The 19523-nt window shown below is 50.4% G+C and carries 18 protein-coding genes; 9 read left to right on the top strand and 9 right to left on the bottom strand.

Translation table 11 applies throughout. The annotated features are described in order from the left end of the window. The first annotated feature begins 80 nt into the window (after nt 1-80). From ACO08I_RS10370 to ACO08I_RS10355, 4 genes are all read left to right on the top strand, one after another. Nucleotides 81-587 carry a ferritin gene (locus ACO08I_RS10370; protein WP_421949276.1) on the top strand — a complete coding sequence of 169 codons (507 nt, stop codon included), beginning with the start codon at nt 81-83 and terminating at the stop codon, nt 585-587. 19 nt (nt 588-606) lie between these two features. Next, nucleotides 607-1062, top strand: coding sequence for a putative signal transducing protein (locus ACO08I_RS10365; protein WP_421949275.1), 456 nt, complete (start codon nt 607-609; stop codon nt 1060-1062). A gap of 54 nt (nt 1063-1116) precedes the next feature. Further along, complete coding sequence (locus tag ACO08I_RS10360; RefSeq protein ID WP_282782422.1) at nt 1117-1509, top strand: hypothetical protein; 393 nt, start codon at nt 1117-1119, stop codon at nt 1507-1509. A 194-nt stretch (nt 1510-1703) separates the two neighbouring features. Then, nucleotides 1704-2411 (top strand): hypothetical protein, encoded by a 708-nt coding sequence (locus ACO08I_RS10355; protein WP_421949274.1) that lies wholly within the window; start codon nt 1704-1706, stop codon nt 2409-2411. A gap of 414 nt (nt 2412-2825) precedes the next feature. Here the strand turns inward: ACO08I_RS10355 and ACO08I_RS10350 are convergent, their stop codons facing one another. After that, nucleotides 2826-4274 (bottom strand): hypothetical protein, encoded by a 1449-nt coding sequence (locus ACO08I_RS10350; protein WP_421949273.1) that lies wholly within the window; start codon nt 4272-4274, stop codon nt 2826-2828. 398 nt (nt 4275-4672) lie between these two features. On the opposite strand from ACO08I_RS10350, the gene ACO08I_RS10345 reads away from it, so the two are divergent. Then, nucleotides 4673-5008: an HTH domain-containing protein gene (locus tag ACO08I_RS10345; protein ID WP_282782416.1), complete on the top strand. Its 336-nt coding sequence runs from the start codon at nt 4673-4675 to the stop codon at nt 5006-5008. A gap of 204 nt (nt 5009-5212) precedes the next feature. Continuing rightward, complete coding sequence (locus ACO08I_RS10340; RefSeq protein WP_421949272.1) at nt 5213-6352, top strand: transposase; 1140 nt, start codon at nt 5213-5215, stop codon at nt 6350-6352. A 113-nt stretch (nt 6353-6465) separates the two neighbouring features. Here the strand turns inward: ACO08I_RS10340 and ACO08I_RS10335 are convergent, their stop codons facing one another. The 3 genes from ACO08I_RS10335 to ACO08I_RS10325 are packed head-to-tail and all read right to left on the bottom strand — an operon-like array spanning nt 6466 to nt 10115. Further along, nucleotides 6466-9090, bottom strand: coding sequence for a TonB family protein (locus tag ACO08I_RS10335; protein ID WP_421949271.1), 2625 nt, complete (start codon nt 9088-9090; stop codon nt 6466-6468). 11 nt (nt 9091-9101) lie between these two features. Then, the gene (locus ACO08I_RS10330; protein ID WP_044221935.1) at nt 9102-9473 is read right to left on the bottom strand and encodes a BlaI/MecI/CopY family transcriptional regulator; all 372 of its coding nucleotides are present in this window, start codon (nt 9471-9473) and stop codon (nt 9102-9104) included. A 6-nt stretch (nt 9474-9479) separates the two neighbouring features. Beyond that, entirely contained in the window at nt 9480-10115 is a 636-nt protein-coding gene (locus ACO08I_RS10325) for a tetratricopeptide repeat protein (protein ID WP_421949270.1), read from the bottom strand. A gap of 283 nt (nt 10116-10398) precedes the next feature. On the opposite strand from ACO08I_RS10325, the gene ACO08I_RS10320 reads away from it, so the two are divergent. Genes ACO08I_RS10320 through ACO08I_RS10310 form a run of 3 tightly spaced genes read left to right on the top strand, consistent with a single transcriptional unit; the run spans nt 10399 to nt 12792 of the window. Further along, on the top strand, nt 10399-11466 hold the full coding sequence (locus ACO08I_RS10320; protein WP_044221941.1) for a glycosyltransferase family 4 protein: 1068 nt from the start codon (nt 10399-10401) through the stop codon (nt 11464-11466). Between the two features lie 4 nt (nt 11467-11470). Beyond that, a complete protein-coding gene (gene crcB / locus ACO08I_RS10315) occupies nt 11471-11833 on the top strand; it encodes a fluoride efflux transporter CrcB (RefSeq protein ID WP_421949269.1) in 363 nt (120 codons plus the stop codon). A 20-nt stretch (nt 11834-11853) separates the two neighbouring features. Next, nucleotides 11854-12792: a tryptophan 2,3-dioxygenase family protein gene (locus tag ACO08I_RS10310; protein ID WP_421949268.1), complete on the top strand. Its 939-nt coding sequence runs from the start codon at nt 11854-11856 to the stop codon at nt 12790-12792. Here ACO08I_RS10310 and ACO08I_RS10305 read toward each other — a convergent pair. From ACO08I_RS10305 to ACO08I_RS10285, 5 genes are all read right to left on the bottom strand, one after another. After that, nucleotides 12789-14279: an O-antigen ligase family protein gene (locus tag ACO08I_RS10305; protein WP_421949267.1), complete on the bottom strand. Its 1491-nt coding sequence runs from the start codon at nt 14277-14279 to the stop codon at nt 12789-12791. The genes ACO08I_RS10310 and ACO08I_RS10305 overlap by 4 nt on opposite strands. Continuing rightward, nucleotides 14280-15383: a Wzz/FepE/Etk N-terminal domain-containing protein gene (locus ACO08I_RS10300; protein ID WP_421949266.1), complete on the bottom strand. Its 1104-nt coding sequence runs from the start codon at nt 15381-15383 to the stop codon at nt 14280-14282. A gap of 53 nt (nt 15384-15436) precedes the next feature. Further along, nucleotides 15437-16363 (bottom strand): FkbM family methyltransferase, encoded by a 927-nt coding sequence (locus ACO08I_RS10295; RefSeq protein WP_421949265.1) that lies wholly within the window; start codon nt 16361-16363, stop codon nt 15437-15439. Nucleotides 16364-16512: 149 nt separating this feature from the next. After that, entirely contained in the window at nt 16513-17958 is a 1446-nt protein-coding gene (locus ACO08I_RS10290; RefSeq protein WP_421949264.1) for an oligosaccharide flippase family protein, read from the bottom strand. A 19-nt stretch (nt 17959-17977) separates the two neighbouring features. Then, nucleotides 17978-19216, bottom strand: coding sequence for an ABC transporter permease (locus tag ACO08I_RS10285; protein WP_044221956.1), 1239 nt, complete (start codon nt 19214-19216; stop codon nt 17978-17980). Between the last annotated feature and the right edge of the window lie 307 nt (nt 19217-19523).

Raw genomic sequence — 19523 nt, 5'->3', positions numbered from 1 at the left:
TTTCCGTAATTTCGTGTTTTCTGGAAAAAAGCGGAGCAGAACGCTCCCGGAAAATACCTGAAGTTATGATTTCAAAAAACATGGAAAATGCCCTCAACGAACAGATCGTTTTGGAGGGCTACGCTTCTCAGTTGTACTTATCTATGGCCTCCTGGTGTGATGCTCAGGGGCTGGAAGGCTGCGCACAGTTCATGCACCGTCAGTCCGAGGAAGAGCGCATGCACATGCTGAAAATCTTCAAATACCTCAGCGAAGTAGATGCTTTTGCGAAAGCGCCGGGCATTGATCAGCCCCCGCACGAGTTTGACTCGGTGCAGGCGCTGTTCGAGCAGGTGTATCACCACGAGCAGAAAGTGACGGCGTCTATTCATAAGCTGCTCAAGATTGGCTACGACGAAAACGACCACACCACGCTCAACTTCCTGCAGTGGTATGTGGAAGAGCAGCGGGAGGAGGAAGCACTGATGCGTACGATTCTGGACCGTATCAAGCTGATCGGTGGTGGGCCGCAAAGCCTATACTACATCGATAAAGAGGTGCAGCAGGTCAATGCACAAGCGGAAGCCGCCGAAGCAGCGGAGGAATAATACATAACCGGTTTCCCGCATGGAAGAGCAAATTCTGGATTATTTTGGTTCGTTTGAGGAAGATAGCCGCATCGTTGTGGCCAAGCACTTTTTCAGGGCATCAGAAGCGCACCTTTATGCAGCCCGCCTGCGGGAAGCCGGTATTCCTCACTATATTTCCAATACTAACATCATGACCGCCCTTCCTCTGGGCGGTGGAGGCGATATCGGGCTGCATGTCCGCGCTCAGGACCTGGAAGAAGCCACCCGCATCATCGCCCGCCTGGATTTCCAAAAACAGCAATCTGCCGACCCTGACTTCCGCGATGCCGACCTGGACGACATTGAGTATCAACGTCAACTTAGCGAGGCTTCTACGAATGAACGTTTACATCCCTACTGGTATTGGGCCCTTGTGCTGATCGCCCTGCTAGTGGCGTTGAGGGCGTACCTGCGTGCCTCAGGGGCGGTGAACCGGTGGTGGGATTTCTTTTGAAATTGGGTACATTGTTTTTTTGCATTATATTGAAGAAATTTAATCTCAGATTCCATGGAAGATCAGGAGAAAGGAAAACAGCGTACCCGTATTACGGACAGTAAAAATGTAGTCAGCGGCTCGAATATTGAAGGGCAGAATATTCACATTGGGGATATCATCCACCAACATTCCTCTTCTACGCCTCTTGGTGGTCAGGAAGATGCCGAATCGATCAGGCAGCTAATTGGCAAAGGCAAACTCAAACAAGCTATGGAGGCTTTGGCGGTTTTTGCCAAGGACAAGGGAGATGGTGATGTAATCGATCAGGTAGATCTGCTCAAAAGCCAATGGGCGGCTTTCAATAAAGAAAACAGAATGAGGCTGCTCTCATATGAGGATTCTACGTTGCAGCGCAACAAAATCACTCATAGCATGCTCGAATTATTACGCGAGTTTGATGAGTAAAAACTTAACAGAGCAGGATAGAAGAGTGGTAAAAGCTGGGGTAGAGCTATTACAGGCGCATTGTACCTATACTCAGGCTTCTGTGCACAGGAAAATTAACTCACCTTGGGTGTAAAGTAGCAATCGCTTCTTTGAACAACATTATCAACGATAAACCGATAGGCGCCCCTCTTGCCCGAAAAGTCCGTTTGTCCATGGAGAAACTGGTCTGGCATGAACTTGGACGGCAATGGAATACCAGCAAGCAACAATTCCTTTCTGATGAACGCCCTTTAGGTTGGCAGCCTGATGTAGTATCTGAAGCGCAGCAGGCCGAAGCATCCGGTTCTTCTTGTTCTATTATCCGGCCAGAAGGGCGTTTGTCGATAAACGATAAGGTTGGGATCATTAATGCGGCACAACATGAGGTGATTGAGTTTGGGTTAAGGCTGCGCACCTTTTCAAATTATTTTTTGACCAGAAGTGCGTATGAATTCAAAAACCATATTGTCGCTCAGCTCAACACAGGTGTCCATTTTAAGCTGTATTTGCTGGATCCTGATTGCAATGAAGCTCGGTTGTATTTCAATGACCGTGCCCGAGTGTTGCCCGAAGAGCGTGAGGGGCAGGAACAAGCTCGTGCATCAGTTGAGCGGCTGTCTCAAATCAAAGAAGAGTTAGTGGCGGCAAACAGCCCGGGAGACTTTCAGGTCTTCTTTTACCGGCACATCCCCGTTGCGCACTTCTTAATTATTGATGGTGAAAGCTTGTCCGGGCAAATGGTATATGCTCCTTATCTATACGGCATCCGACGGGCGGACTGCCCGGTTTCAGTGATTAGCAAGCAAACACACCGTCAGATTTTTCGAACGCATTACCAGTCTTTTCTCGCGCTCTCGAAGGATGCAACTCCTGTTTTCTAAAGGTTTTAAACATGACAATGAGGCGGATGTCTGTGCCTGAATTTATATGAATTCATATGGAATAGTGTGAATGTCATTCCTGTTCATATTTGATGTTTAGTGCTCCCATCTTTGTGGTAAATACCATAGAAGCTTACTGGCTTTCCTGGTTTTCGCTTCCTTCCCGAAGCTAACCAATGGCAGCCGTTTCGTGCCACTTTAGGCAGAGCCCGTGGTATCCTAAACCACATTTTCTTATCTAAACATCTTGATTATGGATCTTATCCTGATGATGGAGATCCTGGAGATCATTATTGAGGAAATTGTATTGCCTTAATGTTTGGTTTTCAGTGATCCGCCGATTGCGGCCTTCAGTGCAGGACAGTTGCTTATTCCATGGAAGAAGCGCTTCGTAAACAACTTTCTGTGCTGGAGTTAGTAAATTTTTTGTTTGATCCAGGATTGGCACATGATGGGCTCGCCGTCTAGTTTTTCAAAGACGGCTTTGGCATTTTTATTGTTGGTAATTGCTTTGATAACCTTCAGGAGGTTTAGGAAAGCAACTTTGGCGGATTCCCCTATATCTTGGTGTGAGGAAAGGAAATCCTGAAAATTTTTGCAGTGGTCCATGATGATATCGTAGCCGGCATCTTGCTCAACAAATGCCAGTAACTGAAAGGTCCGGGCACGGGCTTCAAGCCTGGAAGGCACCGCTTTTCTTAGTGCCAGGAGTTGATGCACCCGGTCATATTGACCTTTGTGAAAGGCGATCATAGATTTAGCAATAGCAATGGCAACCTCCTGTTCTGTATCAGGCAGCTTGTTGCCGTTCTGGCTTAGGTATGCTTCTGCCCAGTCTGTCTCTTTTTCTACACAGGCTGTTGCAATGGTGTTCATGAAGCGGTTGCTGGTCAGTAAGTTGTGGTGGTGAAGCATTTCATTAAGGGCCGCGTTGTTGTACCAATCTTCGAAAATGGCGGTGTTCACAGACGCATCCTGATTTCTGCCCTGACGGCTCATAGCGTTGACGCAATACCCATGCAAGATCATCTGAAGGTCCGGGCTGAATTTTTGGCCATGTTCGATATAGAAAGCCAGCAGCGTATCGAGTTTGGCACCGTCAGTGTAGGCGTCATTCAGCCCTTTGGCCAGGTTAAGCCCTCTGCGCAAGAGGTCAAGCGGTCTGTTTTCAGCTGCTGTTTGGTCATCCACAGTGAGCTTCGCATGGTTGTCCACAGGGAGTGGGTCATCCAAGACATTTTCACGGTTTTTAAGCTCCGCCTGATAAAGGGTATGAGCGGCCTCGTAGAAATCATCGAGTAACCTGGTTAGCACAATCAGCCTTTCCTGACCGGTTTCAGTTTCCTTCTTTTTGGTGTCATTGGTGGAGAAATAAAGCAGGTGGTTTAAATAAAGCTGATCAAATAAAGACCAGATGCTTAGGTATTCTGGCTGCTGAACCAACTGCCGGACTTGTTCTGATTTGCGCTCAAACAGATTATGGGCACCCTTTTCCTGGAAAATTTCAAGCATTAACAAGTCCCGCCGCTTTTGCCGGTTGGTTTTTTCCATGCCAGCTGCCGATTTAGGATTGAGTTTTTCCAGGATGAGAAAATCCTCCAATAGGCTATACAGGCGGCTGGTGGCTTCAGTGATGCTTTTTGGTAATACAGATTTAGACCGTTGTTCCCGCAGGGCTTTCGCAACTTCGGCTTCACTGAGGTACTCATCAGTTAGCTCATCAGGGCAGTGCTTTTTGAGCAGGGCAAGCAGGTCGGCCATCAAAGAGTTCTTACCAACTCCCCCTGCTGCATATTTGAAGAAGGCTTTTACCTCCTGTTCAGGCATTACCCGAAGTAGCTGTACGATTTTGGTGTTGAGCATAGCCAGTTGTTTTACTGAAGCAGCATGTGCATTCAGTGTAAAAGTAGAAAGGGAAAGGGTAAGGATCAACAAGTACTAAATCCGGGAAAAAGAAATACTTGATTAAGTTATTGATAATGAGTGTTTAATGTGTTTTAATGGGTGTTTTCGCTGCAAGAATGGCGCTAAAATCCGGTTGGTAAACCAACAGGATAAGCCGACTTTTACATCATGCTACTGAAGTTCAGTGCACTAAGAAACTAAACTCGCATAATGTTTCACTCTCAGAGTGGAAGCCTTTTTGTGCTGGTGGGCCTGTGGCAACATGGGCTCACCTTCATATGCGAACAAAAAACCAAATGAATGAATAGCAACCGTCTGCACTTCATCTGAATACCCTAATCTCTAAACAGAGTTAGATGAGGCTGGCAGCATCACCCAAAAAAGAAAAGGCCATGGCTCAAGAAGTTAGAAAACAAGTTGTTGATGTTTTTACCCAAAAACTGCAGCGCAATTTTAGACTCTACTGTCAGGAGCAGTCGCTGCCCTCGGATTTAGAGCAATTTACGACCTACCTCATTGATCACGGTATCGTTGACAAACATACGATTCGCCACTACGCTATTCTCGAAGTCTTCAAAGAGCTCTACCCGGCAAATGAACACAAAAAAACACAAACAGTGGAGCAGCTGGCCCGGCGGTTCAATGTATCTGTCAGAAGTATTTGGAATGTGCTGCAGAAGCGTCGGTTGTAATAGGCCATTGTCGAATTGTCAATTAATTTTATCGTTTTGAACAATAGTCCGTGGGGAAAATGACGCATAGGCATAAAAAAGGGGAAAGTTGTAATTTGGGAGTTCCTACACACTCAAACCAACTTTGCCCCTATGAGCGTCAAAGCACTCACGGAACAAATATTACGAAAAATTTCTACAAATAACCGTTGGCAATACCGATTTATGCTGCACTTGTTTCCATTATGGCTAGCTGTGCGAGGCCGGTACAACTTCACCAACCTTTCGCGCTGGGGCGAATACGGGGAAGATACCTACCGTCAGAACTTCGCCCGCCCCTTCGGTTGGCTGGAGTTCAATGCTGAGCTGGCTTCGCAACAGCTTGGGCAGCACTTGGCTATTGCTTTTGACCCTTGCTTTGTACCAAAGAGCGGCAAGCATACAGCGGGCATAGGCTACTTCTACTCTGGCTGCGCCGGCCGCGAGCTGCGCGGCCTGGAGTTTTTGGGTATAGCTGCTGTGGACCTGGCGGACAAAGCAGCCCTCCATCTCGAAGCCGTCCAGACAGTAGGCCTGAAAGAGGGGGAATCGCAGCTTGCTTTCTATGCCCGTATCCTTTGTGAGCGCAAAGAAGCCCTGTTGAGGCTTTCCAAGTATGTCACTGCGGATGCCTATTTCGCCAGGGAGCCTTTCGTGGATACGCTGCTTGGCGAAGGGTTCCAACTGATCACCCGCCTGCGCAAGGATGCAAGGCTGCGCTACCTTTATAATGGGCCAAGGCTGAAAAGAAGAAGGGGGCGCCCTAAAACATATGACGGCCGGATCAATCCTTATGCCCTTCGCGAAGACCATTTCACGCCATGCGCACAAGCAGAAGACGGTTCGTGGGCTGCTTACCAGGCCACTGTAAATGTACAGTCTTGGAAGCGCAACGCTAAAGTTGTCATCGTACATCACTTGGACGATCAGGGGCAAGTAAAATCCGCGAAGATTTATGCCTGCACCGATACGGGCATGGATGGCGCAGAGGTACTGCACGCTTATCAGTGTCGCTTTCAGATTGAGTTCCTGTACAGGGATGGCAAGCAACATGCAGGGCTGGCCCACTGCCAGGCACGCAGTCCGCAAAAGCTGCACTTCCATATCAACACGGCCCTCACAGCCGTATCGCTTGCTAAAGCAGCATACTACCTCAGCGCCCCGCCGCAGGAACACAAAGCGTTTTCTATGGCAGACGTTAAAACCCAGTATGCCAACGATTTATTGCTGGACCGATTTATTGCCACGTTCGGCATCGGCGCACAGCTTTCAAAAATTAATTCCATCCGCGAGCGCTTCAGGGCTATAGGCAAAATTGCAGCCTGATTTGCCACGGACTATTGTTGATAAGAGATATATGATTTTAAGTAAGCTGTCGGTTTAATTCATAAAATTAAACCGACAGCTGTTGTTTAGCAATCTCTGGGATAAAGGGCTTCCTACTTCACCACTACCTTTTCCACATAAACCCGCTCGCCCTGCCGGACTTCCAGCAGCACCGTGCCTTTAGGCAGGTTGCTCAGGTCCAGGGTCTCATCCGCCTGTCCGTCAAAGCCGGGGAGTGGGCGGTGCAGAAGCTCCTGTCCACTCAGGCTAAGAATGCGGAGCGTAGTGGGTACCGCCTCACCTTTAAAACGTACCCTCAGCTCTCCGCTCGTTGGGTTGGGGGAGACCCGGAACCGCTGTAACTGCAAAGGCTGAGATGACAGCCCTTCCTGCGAACCAGGCTGACCAGACTTGGTGTAGATTTCAATTACGCCATTTGCAGCGTCCTGACCATACTTCTCAATGGCGGCTTCTCCTTTGAGCACACTGATGCGGTCAATATCATCAGGCTTAATGTCAAACTGTTCTTCAATGTCTTTAACACCGGGATAAGCTATGCCGTTAAGCACAATCAGTGCCGCCGGGCCATCGGGGCCGCTCAGGCGAACAGACTTGTCCTCTTTTGGATAACCAATCACCCTTAGCGCATCTTTAGGAATTTCTTCTTCTTCCTCGTTTTCCAGGTCGGGCAGGCGGAAAGCTACGGGCAGGTTAAATTCAACAGCTACCTTTTTGCCGCCCTGCTCACCGGGGATCCAGGTGATTTCCTCCTGCATCAGCCGGGCAATACGGCGTACCTCTTCATCCAACACCGGAGCAACGGAGCGTACTATGCTGTATTCCCGGACCTCGCCGGTGGGTGCAATGATCAGCCTGACAACAACAACGCCTTCCGTGCCGGCTTTCCGGGCTTCAGCCGGGTATTTGATGTTTTGGTAGACGAATTCCAACAATCGCATTTGTGCACACTTTTCTCTTGCCTGTGGTTCTTCCAGCTCTTCACAACCGGGAAAACGTGGCATTTGCTCCGCTACTTTGAAGATATCCCCGTCAGCCGGAGCAACTTCCTGTACTTCTTCGGCTTTGTCCTCCAGTTTAAAGCGGATGGGAAGCTGAAGGGCAACGTTGACCTTGCGCCCACGCTGCACGCCTGGCACCCAGGTTATTTCCTGCTGCATTTGCTGAGCGACGCGCAGGACTTCTGCATCAAGTGCTTCATTGACCGGGCGGCTAATGCTGTAATCCTTAATGGCACCTTCCTTGCCGATGACCAGTTTTAGCACTGGCATGCCTTCTACCCCGGCTTCTTTGGCGGCTTTGGGGTAGATCAGGTTTTCGTAAATGTAAAGCATAAGCTCCTGATTGGCGCAGGCCTGCCGCTCTTCTGCATTGGCAATGTCCTCACAGCCCGGGAAGCGGGGCATCTCTTCAACGACCTGGAAAACCTCGTCGCCACCATCTGCTGCCGGCAGCTTGAATTTGAAGGGCAAGGTCATTTTTGCTGCCACCGCCTGTCCGCTTTCGTCCGTTGCCGGTACCCAGTCGGGTAGCTGGCGAACGACAGCCACCGCTGCCTGATCAAGTGCCTCTCCGGCGCTTTTAAGGACTTTGATGTCCTCAACTGCTCCGCTTTTGCTTACTGTAAATTCAACTACCGCCATACCTTCCTGTCCGGTCGCTTTAGCCGCTTCGGGGTACTTTAGCTTTTGCTGTATGAATGCCATCAGCTTTTCAGTGGTGCATTTTTGCTGAGCGGCTTCCAGCTCCAGGGTTTCGCAACCTTTGAAGACCGGTTGGGGCCCTTCCCCATCATAGATCGCTGATTTAGCCTGGCCTGCCGGGGTGGCAGGCAAGGTAAAGGCAAATGCCAGGGCGGCCAGCAGCGGCAGCGCAAGCGCATACCACAGTAGTTGATGTCGGTGTGATTTCTTCTTTGTCATCATTAGAATCCGTTTTTTTAATTGTACGTGTGAAAAATGGTTAGCTAAGGCAATCGCTTGTCCGGATTGCGATTGCCGGATCAACAAATGGCCGTATGTTGTTTTCTTGGAGTGGTGCAGCACGGCTTCGTCAGCCAGGTATTCGTGCACCGTACGCAGAGAGCGGGTGTATAGATAAATGAGCGGATTGAACCAGAACAGCACGCCCAGTATTTCAGCAATCAGAATGTCGAGGCTGTGCCAGCCGTCCATGTGGGCTTGTTCATGCCGGATGATTTTTGCAGCATCGGCCTTGGGGTAGGCGAGTGCCCGGCTCCAGAACAGCAACCGGAAAAAGGAAAATGGAGTGTGTAGGGTAGGGGTGCTGACCAGGGTGTACGTCTGCCGTTTATGCTGCTCACTTTTTCGGTACAGCGCATAAATCTGCCACATGCCATAGAGCAGCCGAACGCCTGCTACGGCAACACCAGTCCAATAGATCAGGAGCACAACAGACCGCCAGTTGAGCACGGGGGAGCTGCTTTCCGGTGCGGCTGTTTCCGGTGCGGCGGTCACAATGACCTCCAGCTGCTGTACCCCAATGGTGATAGGCTGCATGTAATATGCCGCTTGAAGGGCAACAGCAGAGGGGGCTTCGGGCACCGGCCATTCCAGCGTCGGTAAGGCCAGGCTGATGATCAGGGTGAGCATGAGGTACGCCCGGTTCCAGCTGAAGAAGGTGGTCCGGCTAAGCAACAGTGCATAGAGCAGGAAAAAAATGCCCCAGCAAATGCTGACTTGTAGGATATAGGATAGCATGATCGTTCGGTTTATTCTTCTTCAAGTTTACCCATCAGGTCATTGAGCTCCCGCAGGCTAAGGTCTTCCTCCTGCACCAGAAAGGAAACGAGGCGGTTCATGGAGCCTCCGAAGTAATCTTGTACCAGGGTGCGCACGGACTGCCGGCTGTATTCGTCCTTGGTGACTTTGGGCTCGTACACGAAGGTCCGGCCATAAGCGGTGTGTTTCAGGAAGTCTTTCTTGTCGTCCAGTATGCGGACCATCGTGGATACTGTGCTGTGTGGGGGCTTTTCCAGCCCCATTTCTTCCACCATGTAGTTGCGGATGTCGCTCACCGTGCAAGGTGCAATCTCCCAGATAATCTGCATGATCTCTTCTTCCGCTTTCGTTAGTTTATTCATTATGCGTTACTGTTGAAAGTGTATGATTTCTTTTAATTGCCCGATACGCTGCTCGGTATAAGCCTGATCAAGGCGGAGCCCTTTTTCTATCATTTCGGCTGCAAAGCCAAGCTCATCCATAGCCAGGTAAATAGTGGACAGCCGGGTGATGACTTCCGTATCTGCAGGATTCAAGCTGTGAGCTTTGATAAACTGTTGGAGCGAGTGGATCGCATCCCCCTGATGCAAGGCAATATTCGCTGATTTTTTGTAGTAATAGCTATTGGTGCTGTCTATTTGCGTAAGCTGGGTAAAGTAGGATTGTGCTTTTCTGTAGTTCCGCTCCCGCTCGTAGATACTGCCTAAAGCGCTAAGCGCAGTGGTATGCAGGCTGTCAAGTTTCAACGCCTCGCCATAAAACAGTTTGGCGTCCGGATAGCGCCCAAGCTGTGTGTGGCAATATCCGATCCGGAGCAGATAGGGAATGTGCCCGGGCCGCCTGATATAGCAGGTGCTTAGTTGCCTGAGGGCTCCGTCAAAGTCGTAAGCGGCGATCCGGCGTTCCGCTTCTGCAAAGTATTGCTCCAGCTGAAGGCTGTCCTCCACTTGTGCAGTCCCAAAGATTGGGAAGAGTAAAATGGCTAAAAATGCTAATAGCTTCATGGTATACTTACACTTCTATGGTATACAAATCTATAACGTATTTTTTAGTTATAAAAGCTTTTAACTAATTTTTTAGTTATAAAACGTATTTTGCCGTTGTAGATGAGCGAAAAGTAGTTTTTGGTGGGAAGGCTGCTTATTTTTTGGAAAAAAGAATTAATTTTAGAGCAATAAGCAGAGTTGGACAACACTTTAGATAAACATAACACTCACCCAGGTTGGCGTATACAGCGCCACGGAACAGTCGGCGACCCATTTTGTCTCATGAAAACCCTCCGCTATCATGTTTATCTTGTTGCTTTGTTTTCTTACCGCATTTGCGATGGCCTATCTGGCTATCCCGTACATCATTAAGATCGCCCGGGACCGTAATCTTTGCGAGGTACCGGGGGAGCGTAGTTCGCATACCATCAGTACGCCTGCTCTGGGAGGTATTGGTATTTTCTGTGGTACGATTTTTTCGGTATTGATGTGGACACCGTTTCAAAACTTTGCCAACTTACAGTATATACTCTGTGCCTTGCTGTTGATGTTTTTGGTTGGCCTTAAGGACGACCTTGCTCCCATTCTGCCTCAGACTAAATTTGCTGCACAGTTTTTCGCAGCGCTGATCATTGTTTTGCAGGGCAGTATTTATCTGGAAGGCTGCTACGGGCTCTTTGGTGTGCATGATATTTTGCATGTGAATGTTTTTCGTGCGCTGACCATAATTGTGTTTATGCTTATCATCAATGGGTTCAACCTGATCGACGGTATCAACGGGCTGGCTGGTAGTCTCGGGACCCTGGCTGCCGGTATGCTGGGGGGCTGGTTTTTCTGGGTCGGGCGTATCGAGCTATCCATTTTGTCTTTTGCGATGGTTGGTGCCTGTGTGGCTTTTCTCAAATTTAATTATACGCCCGCCAAAACCTTCATGGGCGATTCCGGGTCCCTTGTCATTGGCATGACTTGTTCGATTTTGATCACTTCCTTTATTGAGGTCAATTACCAACTGCCTGGTGGTAATCCCTACAAAATAAATAATGGGCCTGTTTTTGCAATTAGTGTAGCGATTCTGCCGGTTTTTGATACGGTGCGTGTTTTTCTGACCCGCATTGCCCGCGGGCAGTCTCCTTTTGCGCCCGACCGCCGTCACATTCACCATTTGCTCGTTGATTTTGGCTTTAGCCACACGATGACCACGGCTATTCTCACCGGCGTCAGCATTCTTTTCATTACCTTGGTGGTGGTGCTGGACGGCTTGTTGGGGCTTCATGCACTGCTATTGTTAATCATCAGCCTGGCAAGTGCACTGACGTATTACCTGCACTGGGCCGTAGGGCGCTATCGGGCAAAAAAAATGGTATTCTAGTTTCATGCAGGCAGTATTTTGGGTGTTTCTGGGTGGTGGATTCGGTAGTTTGGCCCGCTTTGGCATTGCCAGGGCGCTGCATTTCTGGAACCCTGGCTTCCCCTATGCCACCTTGTTCGCGAATATAGTCAGCTGTATCCTGCTGGGTTATCTGATGGGGCAAGCCCTGCACGGGCGTATCAGTCAGGAAGGGCAATGGCTGCTCATGACTGGTTTTTGTGGTGGGTTCAGCACGTTCAGCACTTTTTCCGGGGAATCCTTTAGCCTCCTGCAGAGCGGGCAATATGCTTATGCACTGTTAAATCTTGGGGGGAGCCTCCTCCTTGGGTTGATTTGTATATATTTGGGGCTACGCCTTAGCGGATAACCAAATTGCAGTATAACCCTATGGAGCTTACCCACGAAATCCTGGAACGCCTGGAACAGCTGGAGGAAAAATATTCCGTCATGGGGCAGGATATCCTGTCTTATCTGGACGGTCTATTGTATGCAGATTACCTCACTTACTGGGATTACATTCATCTCGACACCCTGTTGAGCCTACAAACGCCGGAAACACCCTTTCCCGACGAGAAGATTTTCATTCTTTATCATCAGATCACAGAGCTTTACTTTAAGCTTAGCCTGCTTGCTATTGAGCAACTGCTTGATGCGGAAGCGCCCGGGCTTGACTTCTTCAAACGGCAGGTCACCCGCGTCACCCGCTACTTCGACAGCCTCGTCAGCTCCTTTGATATTATGGTGGAAGGCATGGACCGGGACGAATTCCTGAAATTCCGGATGAGCCTGCTGCCTGCGAGCGGCTTTCAGTCGGCACAGTACCGGAAAATCGAGTTGATGAGTACGGATATGTACCGCCTGGTGCACGGCAGCAAACGGGAAGAAGTGAAACCGGACAGCCCGGTGGAGGAGTTGTACCAAAGGTTATATTGGAAATCGGGTGCCACCGAACTGGCCACGGGCAAGAAAACCCTCACCCTGAAGCAATTTGAGCAAAAGTACGCAGAGGAATTTCAGGATCTGGGCAGGGAAATGCGCCACCGCAATCTTTGGCAGGCCTACCTGCGCCTACCGGAGGCTGACCGTCAAGACGAAGAACTTAAGCAACTGATGCGCCATTACGACTTTAATATCGAAGTGCGCTGGCCGCTTTCGCATCTGCGCAGTGCGGTACGGTACCTGGATGCTAAACCACAGGTGATAGAAGCCACCGGCGGGACGAACTGGCAGGACTATCTGCCGCCCCGCAAGCAGCGCATTATTTTCTTCCCTGACTTGTGGACGGATGAGGAGCTGGACAACTGGGGCAAGAGTATCCGCTTTTAAATACCTTGCTCTTCCTGCAAACGGCGGCGGTGCTTAAGGTCAAGGTTGACTAAAATAGCGAGGGACATAAAGAAAAACGGACCTACCTTATCGGTCTCAATCAAATCATTGATGAGTTGCATCACGGAGATAATAATGATGCACAGCATCGCCATCATGGCAATCTGTTTGTCTCGTTTGGTGCGGGCATTGGCGTATATGGCTTCGCCCCGGACCAGTGCATAGAAAATCAATATCAGGAAGAGGAGTAACCCCGGTATGCCCTGTTCCACGAGGGTCATCAGGTAGTAATTGTGAATGCCGGATCGTTCCGGGTTGTCACTGACATAAGTTGTGAAACTCGTGACGGTATAAGACTTATAGAAAAAGTAAAAGTTGCCCGGTCCAAACCCGAACAAAGGCTCCGCAGCGGACATATTGAAGCCTGCGACCCACCGGTAGAGGCGTTCCATCGTTGAGATATCTTCCAGTTCGTAAGTGGCTTGTATCAGGTTGTTGAAATCCTTGTGAGTCACGGTCGTTTCATAGTTGGGCGCATAGTCAAGATAGCGGTTATCGCTGATCATATAAACGAGCCCGGCGATACTACCGGCTACAGCCAGAGCCAATACCCACTTTGTCAACCGCCAGCGCAGTATATAGTATGCACCGATTGCTGCCACAACAGCTACATAAGCCGCCCGGGTATAGGACAGCTGTATTGCGATCAGAAGCACTGGCAGGCTTAGGGTAATGGCCCAGCGGGCCAGGCTCCCTTTGGGGTACCATTGCCGCATGAACCATACAAACGGGGTAAATAGCACGATGATGGCCGCGTAGGAAACATGGTTGCGGTAAAAAGGGGTAAGCACCCAGTGAATTTCCGCAAAAGTGAAGCCCTGAGTGGCATGGCGTGCTGTAACGATCAGGATGGTAACGATCAGGGGCGCAAATACAGACCAGAAAAAGCGTTTGAGATCTTGTTCTGTTTTCAGCATCCGGATTGCCAGGAAGTAGAATGGGGCAATATACCAGAGCTTTCCTGCCAGAAACTTAAAGGATACGACTGGCTGATGGGATAAAAAAGCACTGATGGCTATCCACCCGATATGAAGGCTCAGCAGCAGGGTAATGGGATGCAGCAGAGGTCTTTTGTCTATGCTGAGCCCCTGCCGGACTAAGAGAAGGACACTAACAAGCATGAGCCCCACCATCAGGGGTTCTGTGGGAAGGTCCAGCCCCAAACCATTGGGCAATTGCAGTTCGGTGGAAAGGGGTATGCAGATAAGCAGCAGGGTGAACACCGCCCGCACATCCACAATTGTGAGGTACACAATGATGCATGCCGCAGGGATGGCAGCCAGGAAGTACCAGGAGCCGGCAATGGCTGTAAAGAGCGAAAGCATCATCAGGGCAGCGTAGGCCAGGAAAAACCGTTGTGGTTGTCCCTGCTGTGCCCACCAATGGTGGATTCGGTCTAAGGTGCTATGTACTCCTTTTGCTTTCAATTAGGATCCTTTGTAAACAGATTTCCAGTCGACATCCTGATAGGTGTCCAGAATTAAGACACCAATGACGGAGAAAAGAAAGGCAATGGCTACTGCGCCAATCACGATGAAACTCCGCTTGGGGCGGGATTTAATAAGCGGCACTTCTGCTTTTTCCACCACTACAATAGATGGTATATCGGAATTATAGACGGACAGGGTCTGCTTCAGGCGCTCCTTATCTTCGCTAAGGGTAGCATTGGCCTCAAGGTATTGGCGATTGAGGGTGCCCACTTCGGCCATACCATCATTGAAGCGCTCCATACGCTCAGAAATATTGTCATAAGCCCCTTTGATGCCCCTGACCGCAGCCCGCAGCTGCAGGATGGTGTCCCGGGGCACACCCTGTGTTTCCTCAAGGGCTTGGAGCCGCGCCTGGCTTTGCACCAGTTTGGCTTCCGCTTCTGACACCTGACTGGTAAGGGCTTCAGATTGCCCGTCGATGTTGTATATCCCATAGCGGCGGCGCTTGGCGATCAGGCTATCGCTCAAGACTTTTAGCTGAGCTTCTTTGCTCTCAATATTACTTTGATAGGAGTGTATAGTCCGTAGTTGCCCTTCCCGGATGAGTTGCCGGGCCATTTCACCGATTTTGCGGCGGGCGGTATTGGCCATAGCAGCGGCCATGGTGCGGTCTTTGTCCTCCACACTCAGCTCAATGGCATCCCGTTTGGTCTTTTCCACCTCATAAAGCCTGGCAAATTTATCCCTTACCTTAAATTCCGCCTTGGGCTGGCCGGGGTCAATTTCGTAGTGCTGGTAGAGTTGGAAAGTATCCACGAGGAAGTTGATCAGCATGCCCGACTGTGCGATGGTGAGCAATCGGTCGATGTCATTTTCATTACCATAGTAGGCCGTCCGGGTCTGTCCGTCACCAAAGAGGGCATCAGGTTTGGCCTGGTCCGGGCTGACGGCCAGGAATACCGTAGTACCCTTGTAGTAATTGGGGAGGAACAGGCTGATCGCTACCGCTCCTATACCTGTCAATGCGCAAACGGTGATAATCTGCTTCTTCCAGCGAAAGAGCGTCCGAATGATATCTAAAAGGTTGTCTTTCTGTTCCATTTATCTGTACTGGTCAAAAAATTTGTGCAAAAGTACTCCCTTTAGCTTGAATTTTAAGGCTTTGCCAAAGTTGGATGCACGAAAACGATATTATCAGAATCTATGCCCTGCTCCATATACCAGTTTTCAATATCTGGCAAGGGTAGCAAGCTGCCGCTTTGCTGAATAGCATGGGGTGTATATCCTGCCTTCAACAGGTCTTGTGCAGCTTCCCGGTGTGGGGTGTTGCTCCGTTCCGGATTGAGGTACTCCATCACAATCGGCACAGGGTGTTTATGCAAAAATGGCAGTGCGCCCTCAATGACAGCCGCCTCTCCACCTTCCACATCAATTTTGATCAGGTTTGGCGTAATGGCCGCTTCTTCTAAAAAACGGCTGAGCTGCACACCTCTGACTTCTTTACGCTTTGGCTGATTGCCTTCAAACCAGTCCTGCCCCTCAAATTGCTTCACATCCGTAGAGTTATACTCTGAATGCAAGGGGTCAAATTCGAAAAAAGTAACCGCTTGCCCATCAGCATTAATGGCTGCGTGTACTGCCAGACAGTTGGGAAGGGCCTTAAGGTTGGCAGAAAGGCAGGAAAAGGTGTCTTCAGCTGCTTCAAAAGCGAATACTTTACCGCCTTTTCCTACAAGCGTAGCCGCAAGCAGAGAAAAGTAGCCAAAGTGCGCTCCAATATCCATAAATACATCGCCGGGCTCCAATTGCTGAATCATGAACCGGGCCAGTCGAATCTCTGAGCTATGGGTTTTTCCGCCAACGAGATAAAGGTCCGTGCCGGCGGGAAGGACTACCTGCATCCGTTCACCAAAAAACGTCTGTATTGTTTTTAGTTTGCCTTTGCGTTGATAACGATACAACGTTTCCCGGAACCCAATAGCATAAAGGTATCGTGCGGGGGTAGCCCGCAGGCGTTGCCATTTAGAACCCTCCGCGAAATGCTCGACCTCTTTCAGGGCTTTTAACAGTTGTTGCTTCATGGATGTGACAAAAACTTGAAGAGGCGAAGGTACAAACTTCGGCCTATTGTCTGTGTACCAGTATTCGCTGGCTTCCAAACAGCTGGCCACAATGGGTGGCGGTTAGGAAGTACACACCTTGCGGTAAATGTGCTACCTGAAGACTGAAACTAAGCTGTGTTTTTGCGATTAAAGTCTATAATCGAATTGCTTTGCCATACAAATGACAGTGCGAGCACTCCACCTATACCTAAAATTGCGAGAAACGACCAATACCAATCGAAAGGAGCCCAGTAATTTAGGCTTTGCGCAGCCGCCAACAGCAGGAGAAGTGAGCCCGCCAGTTGCCCCCAGGTTGTGAGTGGGACCCTGAGCTGCAACTGCCGTGAAGCCACCCATAGCTCACCTGCAATAATAAACACCTGTGTAGCCAGGGTCGCAATGGCAGCGCCCTCTGCCTTCAGGCTGGGAATGAGCCAAAGGTTCAGGGTCAGGTTAATGCCCAGTCCGATACCGAATACATAGTTCAGTTGCCGGGTATGGTTGCTGGCAACGAGCAGGGTACCAAAGACATACGTCCCTGAAACGGCCAGGTAGCTTGCACAGAGGAACACAAGAATGCGGCCGGAGTAAGCCGAGCCACTATCATACAGCAGCTCCATAATCTCAGTATGGTAAGCCCCTGCGCCCACCAGTAAAATGAGGCCGCTAAGTGTGATGAGCTTAAAGCTAAAGTAAGCCAGCGGTGCTACCGAAGTTTGCTCCTTTAGCATGCGCGAGAATAGGGGCAAAAGTAAGCCGGCAAAAAGAAAGCCTACCATGTTTGCGGCTTCGTAAAGCCGGTAGGCCGAAGCATATAATCCAGCTTCCGTTGCTCCGTCCGGCAGCAACTGCTCAATCATGAGGCCGTCCAGGCGGTAATAAGCTGACATAAGGAAAATACTCAGGGCATAAGGGGCACTTTCCCGAAGCAGGTAGCGCAAAAATACCGGGTTGATGCGTAAGCGGAAGCGAGGGAGTCTGCGCGCGACAATACTCATGGCGATCAGTGCCGTCATACTGAGCGATGCCGTCTGTGCCCAGACAAACCATTCTATCCGAAAAGGCCCTGGCACCAGGTTGCCCCAAAGCAGCACACTGCAAATCAAGATGAGCAACAACCGATCGGTAACCGAAAGGAGGCTGTCCAGCCGGTAGCGCCCCAGCCCGGATACATTCGAGCGGAGGTACAGTACGAGTGAAAACAGGATTTGATTAAATGCGATAAAAAGCAGCAGGCTAAAGTGCGGCAGGGTATAGCCCGCCCACCAGCCTATGCCTAACACAAGGGCCAGATAGAGGATCGATAGGAGCCCTTTTAACACGATCAGGTTTGGAAAGTACTTGACCAGCAAGTGCCGGTGCTGCGCAATATTCCGGTTGTTGTAGTTCTGTATCCCGAAGTCGTTGACGATCTGGAACAGGAACGTGAAGTTGAACAGGGCGAAGTACAACCCGTACTCGCTTTCAGATACCGTGTTCTGCACCGTCCGGTCGATTCCAAAAAGGTAGAACGGCTTGATCAGCAGGTTGGCCGTCAGCAGGAAAACGATATTGAGGAGGAACTCACGCTTCATGGGCGCAAGGTAAGGCCTTTTACTCGTACCGCAGAGATTCGATGGGGTCCAAACGGCTGGCTTTCATAGCCGGGTAGAGCCCGGAGAGCAGACCGACGCCGGTGCAGGTGACAATAGCAATGATCACCCAAGCCCAGGGAAAGAGGAAACTACCGCTGGCAATGATGGCTACGACATTACCCGCCAGTACGCCCAGGAATATTCCAATCAGCCCGCCAATGAGGCTAATGGTCACCGCTTCGGTCAGGAACTGGGTGAGGATATTGCTTCGTTTGGCTCCAATGGCTTTGGAAATACCAATTTCCCGGGTACGCTCCGTCACTGAAACCAGCATGATATTCATCAGTCCAATAGCAGCGCCGATGAGGGTGATCAGCCCGATACCCACTGCAGCCCAGCGGAAGTACGTGGTGTTTTCCCGGATTAGGCCGATAAGGCTATCACTTTTGGTGATTTCGAAGTCATTGTCCTGAGCAGCTTCGAGCCCACGGACATTACGGAAAACGGCGGTAGCATAATCCGTTCCTATATCAATCTGATTCGCATCATTTACAGCGATCATGAGGTTGTAGTTGGTGCGGCTGCTGCCGTAGTAGCGCTTGCCGGTTTGGAGCGGAATAAGCACGCGGCGGTCTTCATTGCCACCCATACTCGATCCTTTCGACTGCATGGCGCCTACCACCTTGAGCTTGATGTTGCCGGCATGAACGTACTGGCCTACGGCTTTCTCGGGTTGCCCTTTGAACAGCTCGTCCACTATTTCAGAACCAATGATGGCAATAAACCCGCCACGGATGGATTCCAGATAGGTGAAGTTCCGCCCGGCGGCCAGCTCAAATCCTTTGGATTCGAGGTAGTTCTCGTCAATGCCGAAGAGGCCTACGTTGGGGTTCGTTTTTTCATCTGCGCGTTTGATGGTGGCGGTTCCAGAGCAGGGCAGGGATACGGAAACCCGGGCCGGGAAGTCGTACGCTTCTTTGAAAGCCAGTGCCTGGTCATAGGATATGGGCTCGCCGATCTTTTCGCGTCTTCCACCGCGGTGTCCCCGCACGCCTTCTCCACGGGGCTCAATGTCGAAGGTATTGGCACCAAGATTAGAGAGGTTGTCGCTCAGGGAGTTGATACCTACGTCGATGGCGGTGAGGATGCCTACGAGGGCCATAATCCCGAAAGCAATGATCATCAGGGTAAGGATGGCGCGGAGCCAGTTGGACCGGACGGTGCGCAGGGCGAGGGTGATGTTTTCGCGTAAGCTCATGGCGTGGCTTTGTTTTTACAAATTCGAATGTAGGGGTTTTTGGGGGAAGGTGGGAAAAAGTTCGATGAATGGGGGGTGGGAGTCGGCGGTTGGGGGTGGGAGTCGGGTAGTGGGCAGTCTGGGCAGTGGGCAGTCTGGGCAGTCGGCAGTCTGGGTAGTGGGAGTCGGGCAGTGGGCAGTCTGGGCAGTGGGTAGTGGGTAGTGGGGCAGTGGGGTAGTCTGGCAGTGGGCAGTGGGGTAGTGGGGTAGTCTGGGTAGTGGGCAGTCGGCAGTGGGCAGTGGGGTAGTCTGGCAGTCGGCAGTGGGC

It is taken from the genome of Phaeodactylibacter xiamenensis, assembly GCF_965229835.1.
Classification (GTDB): Bacteria; Bacteroidota; Bacteroidia; order Chitinophagales; family Saprospiraceae; genus Phaeodactylibacter; species Phaeodactylibacter xiamenensis.
The sequence above is the reverse complement of the archived record's forward strand: the minus strand, read 5'-3'. Positions and strand labels throughout refer to the sequence as shown.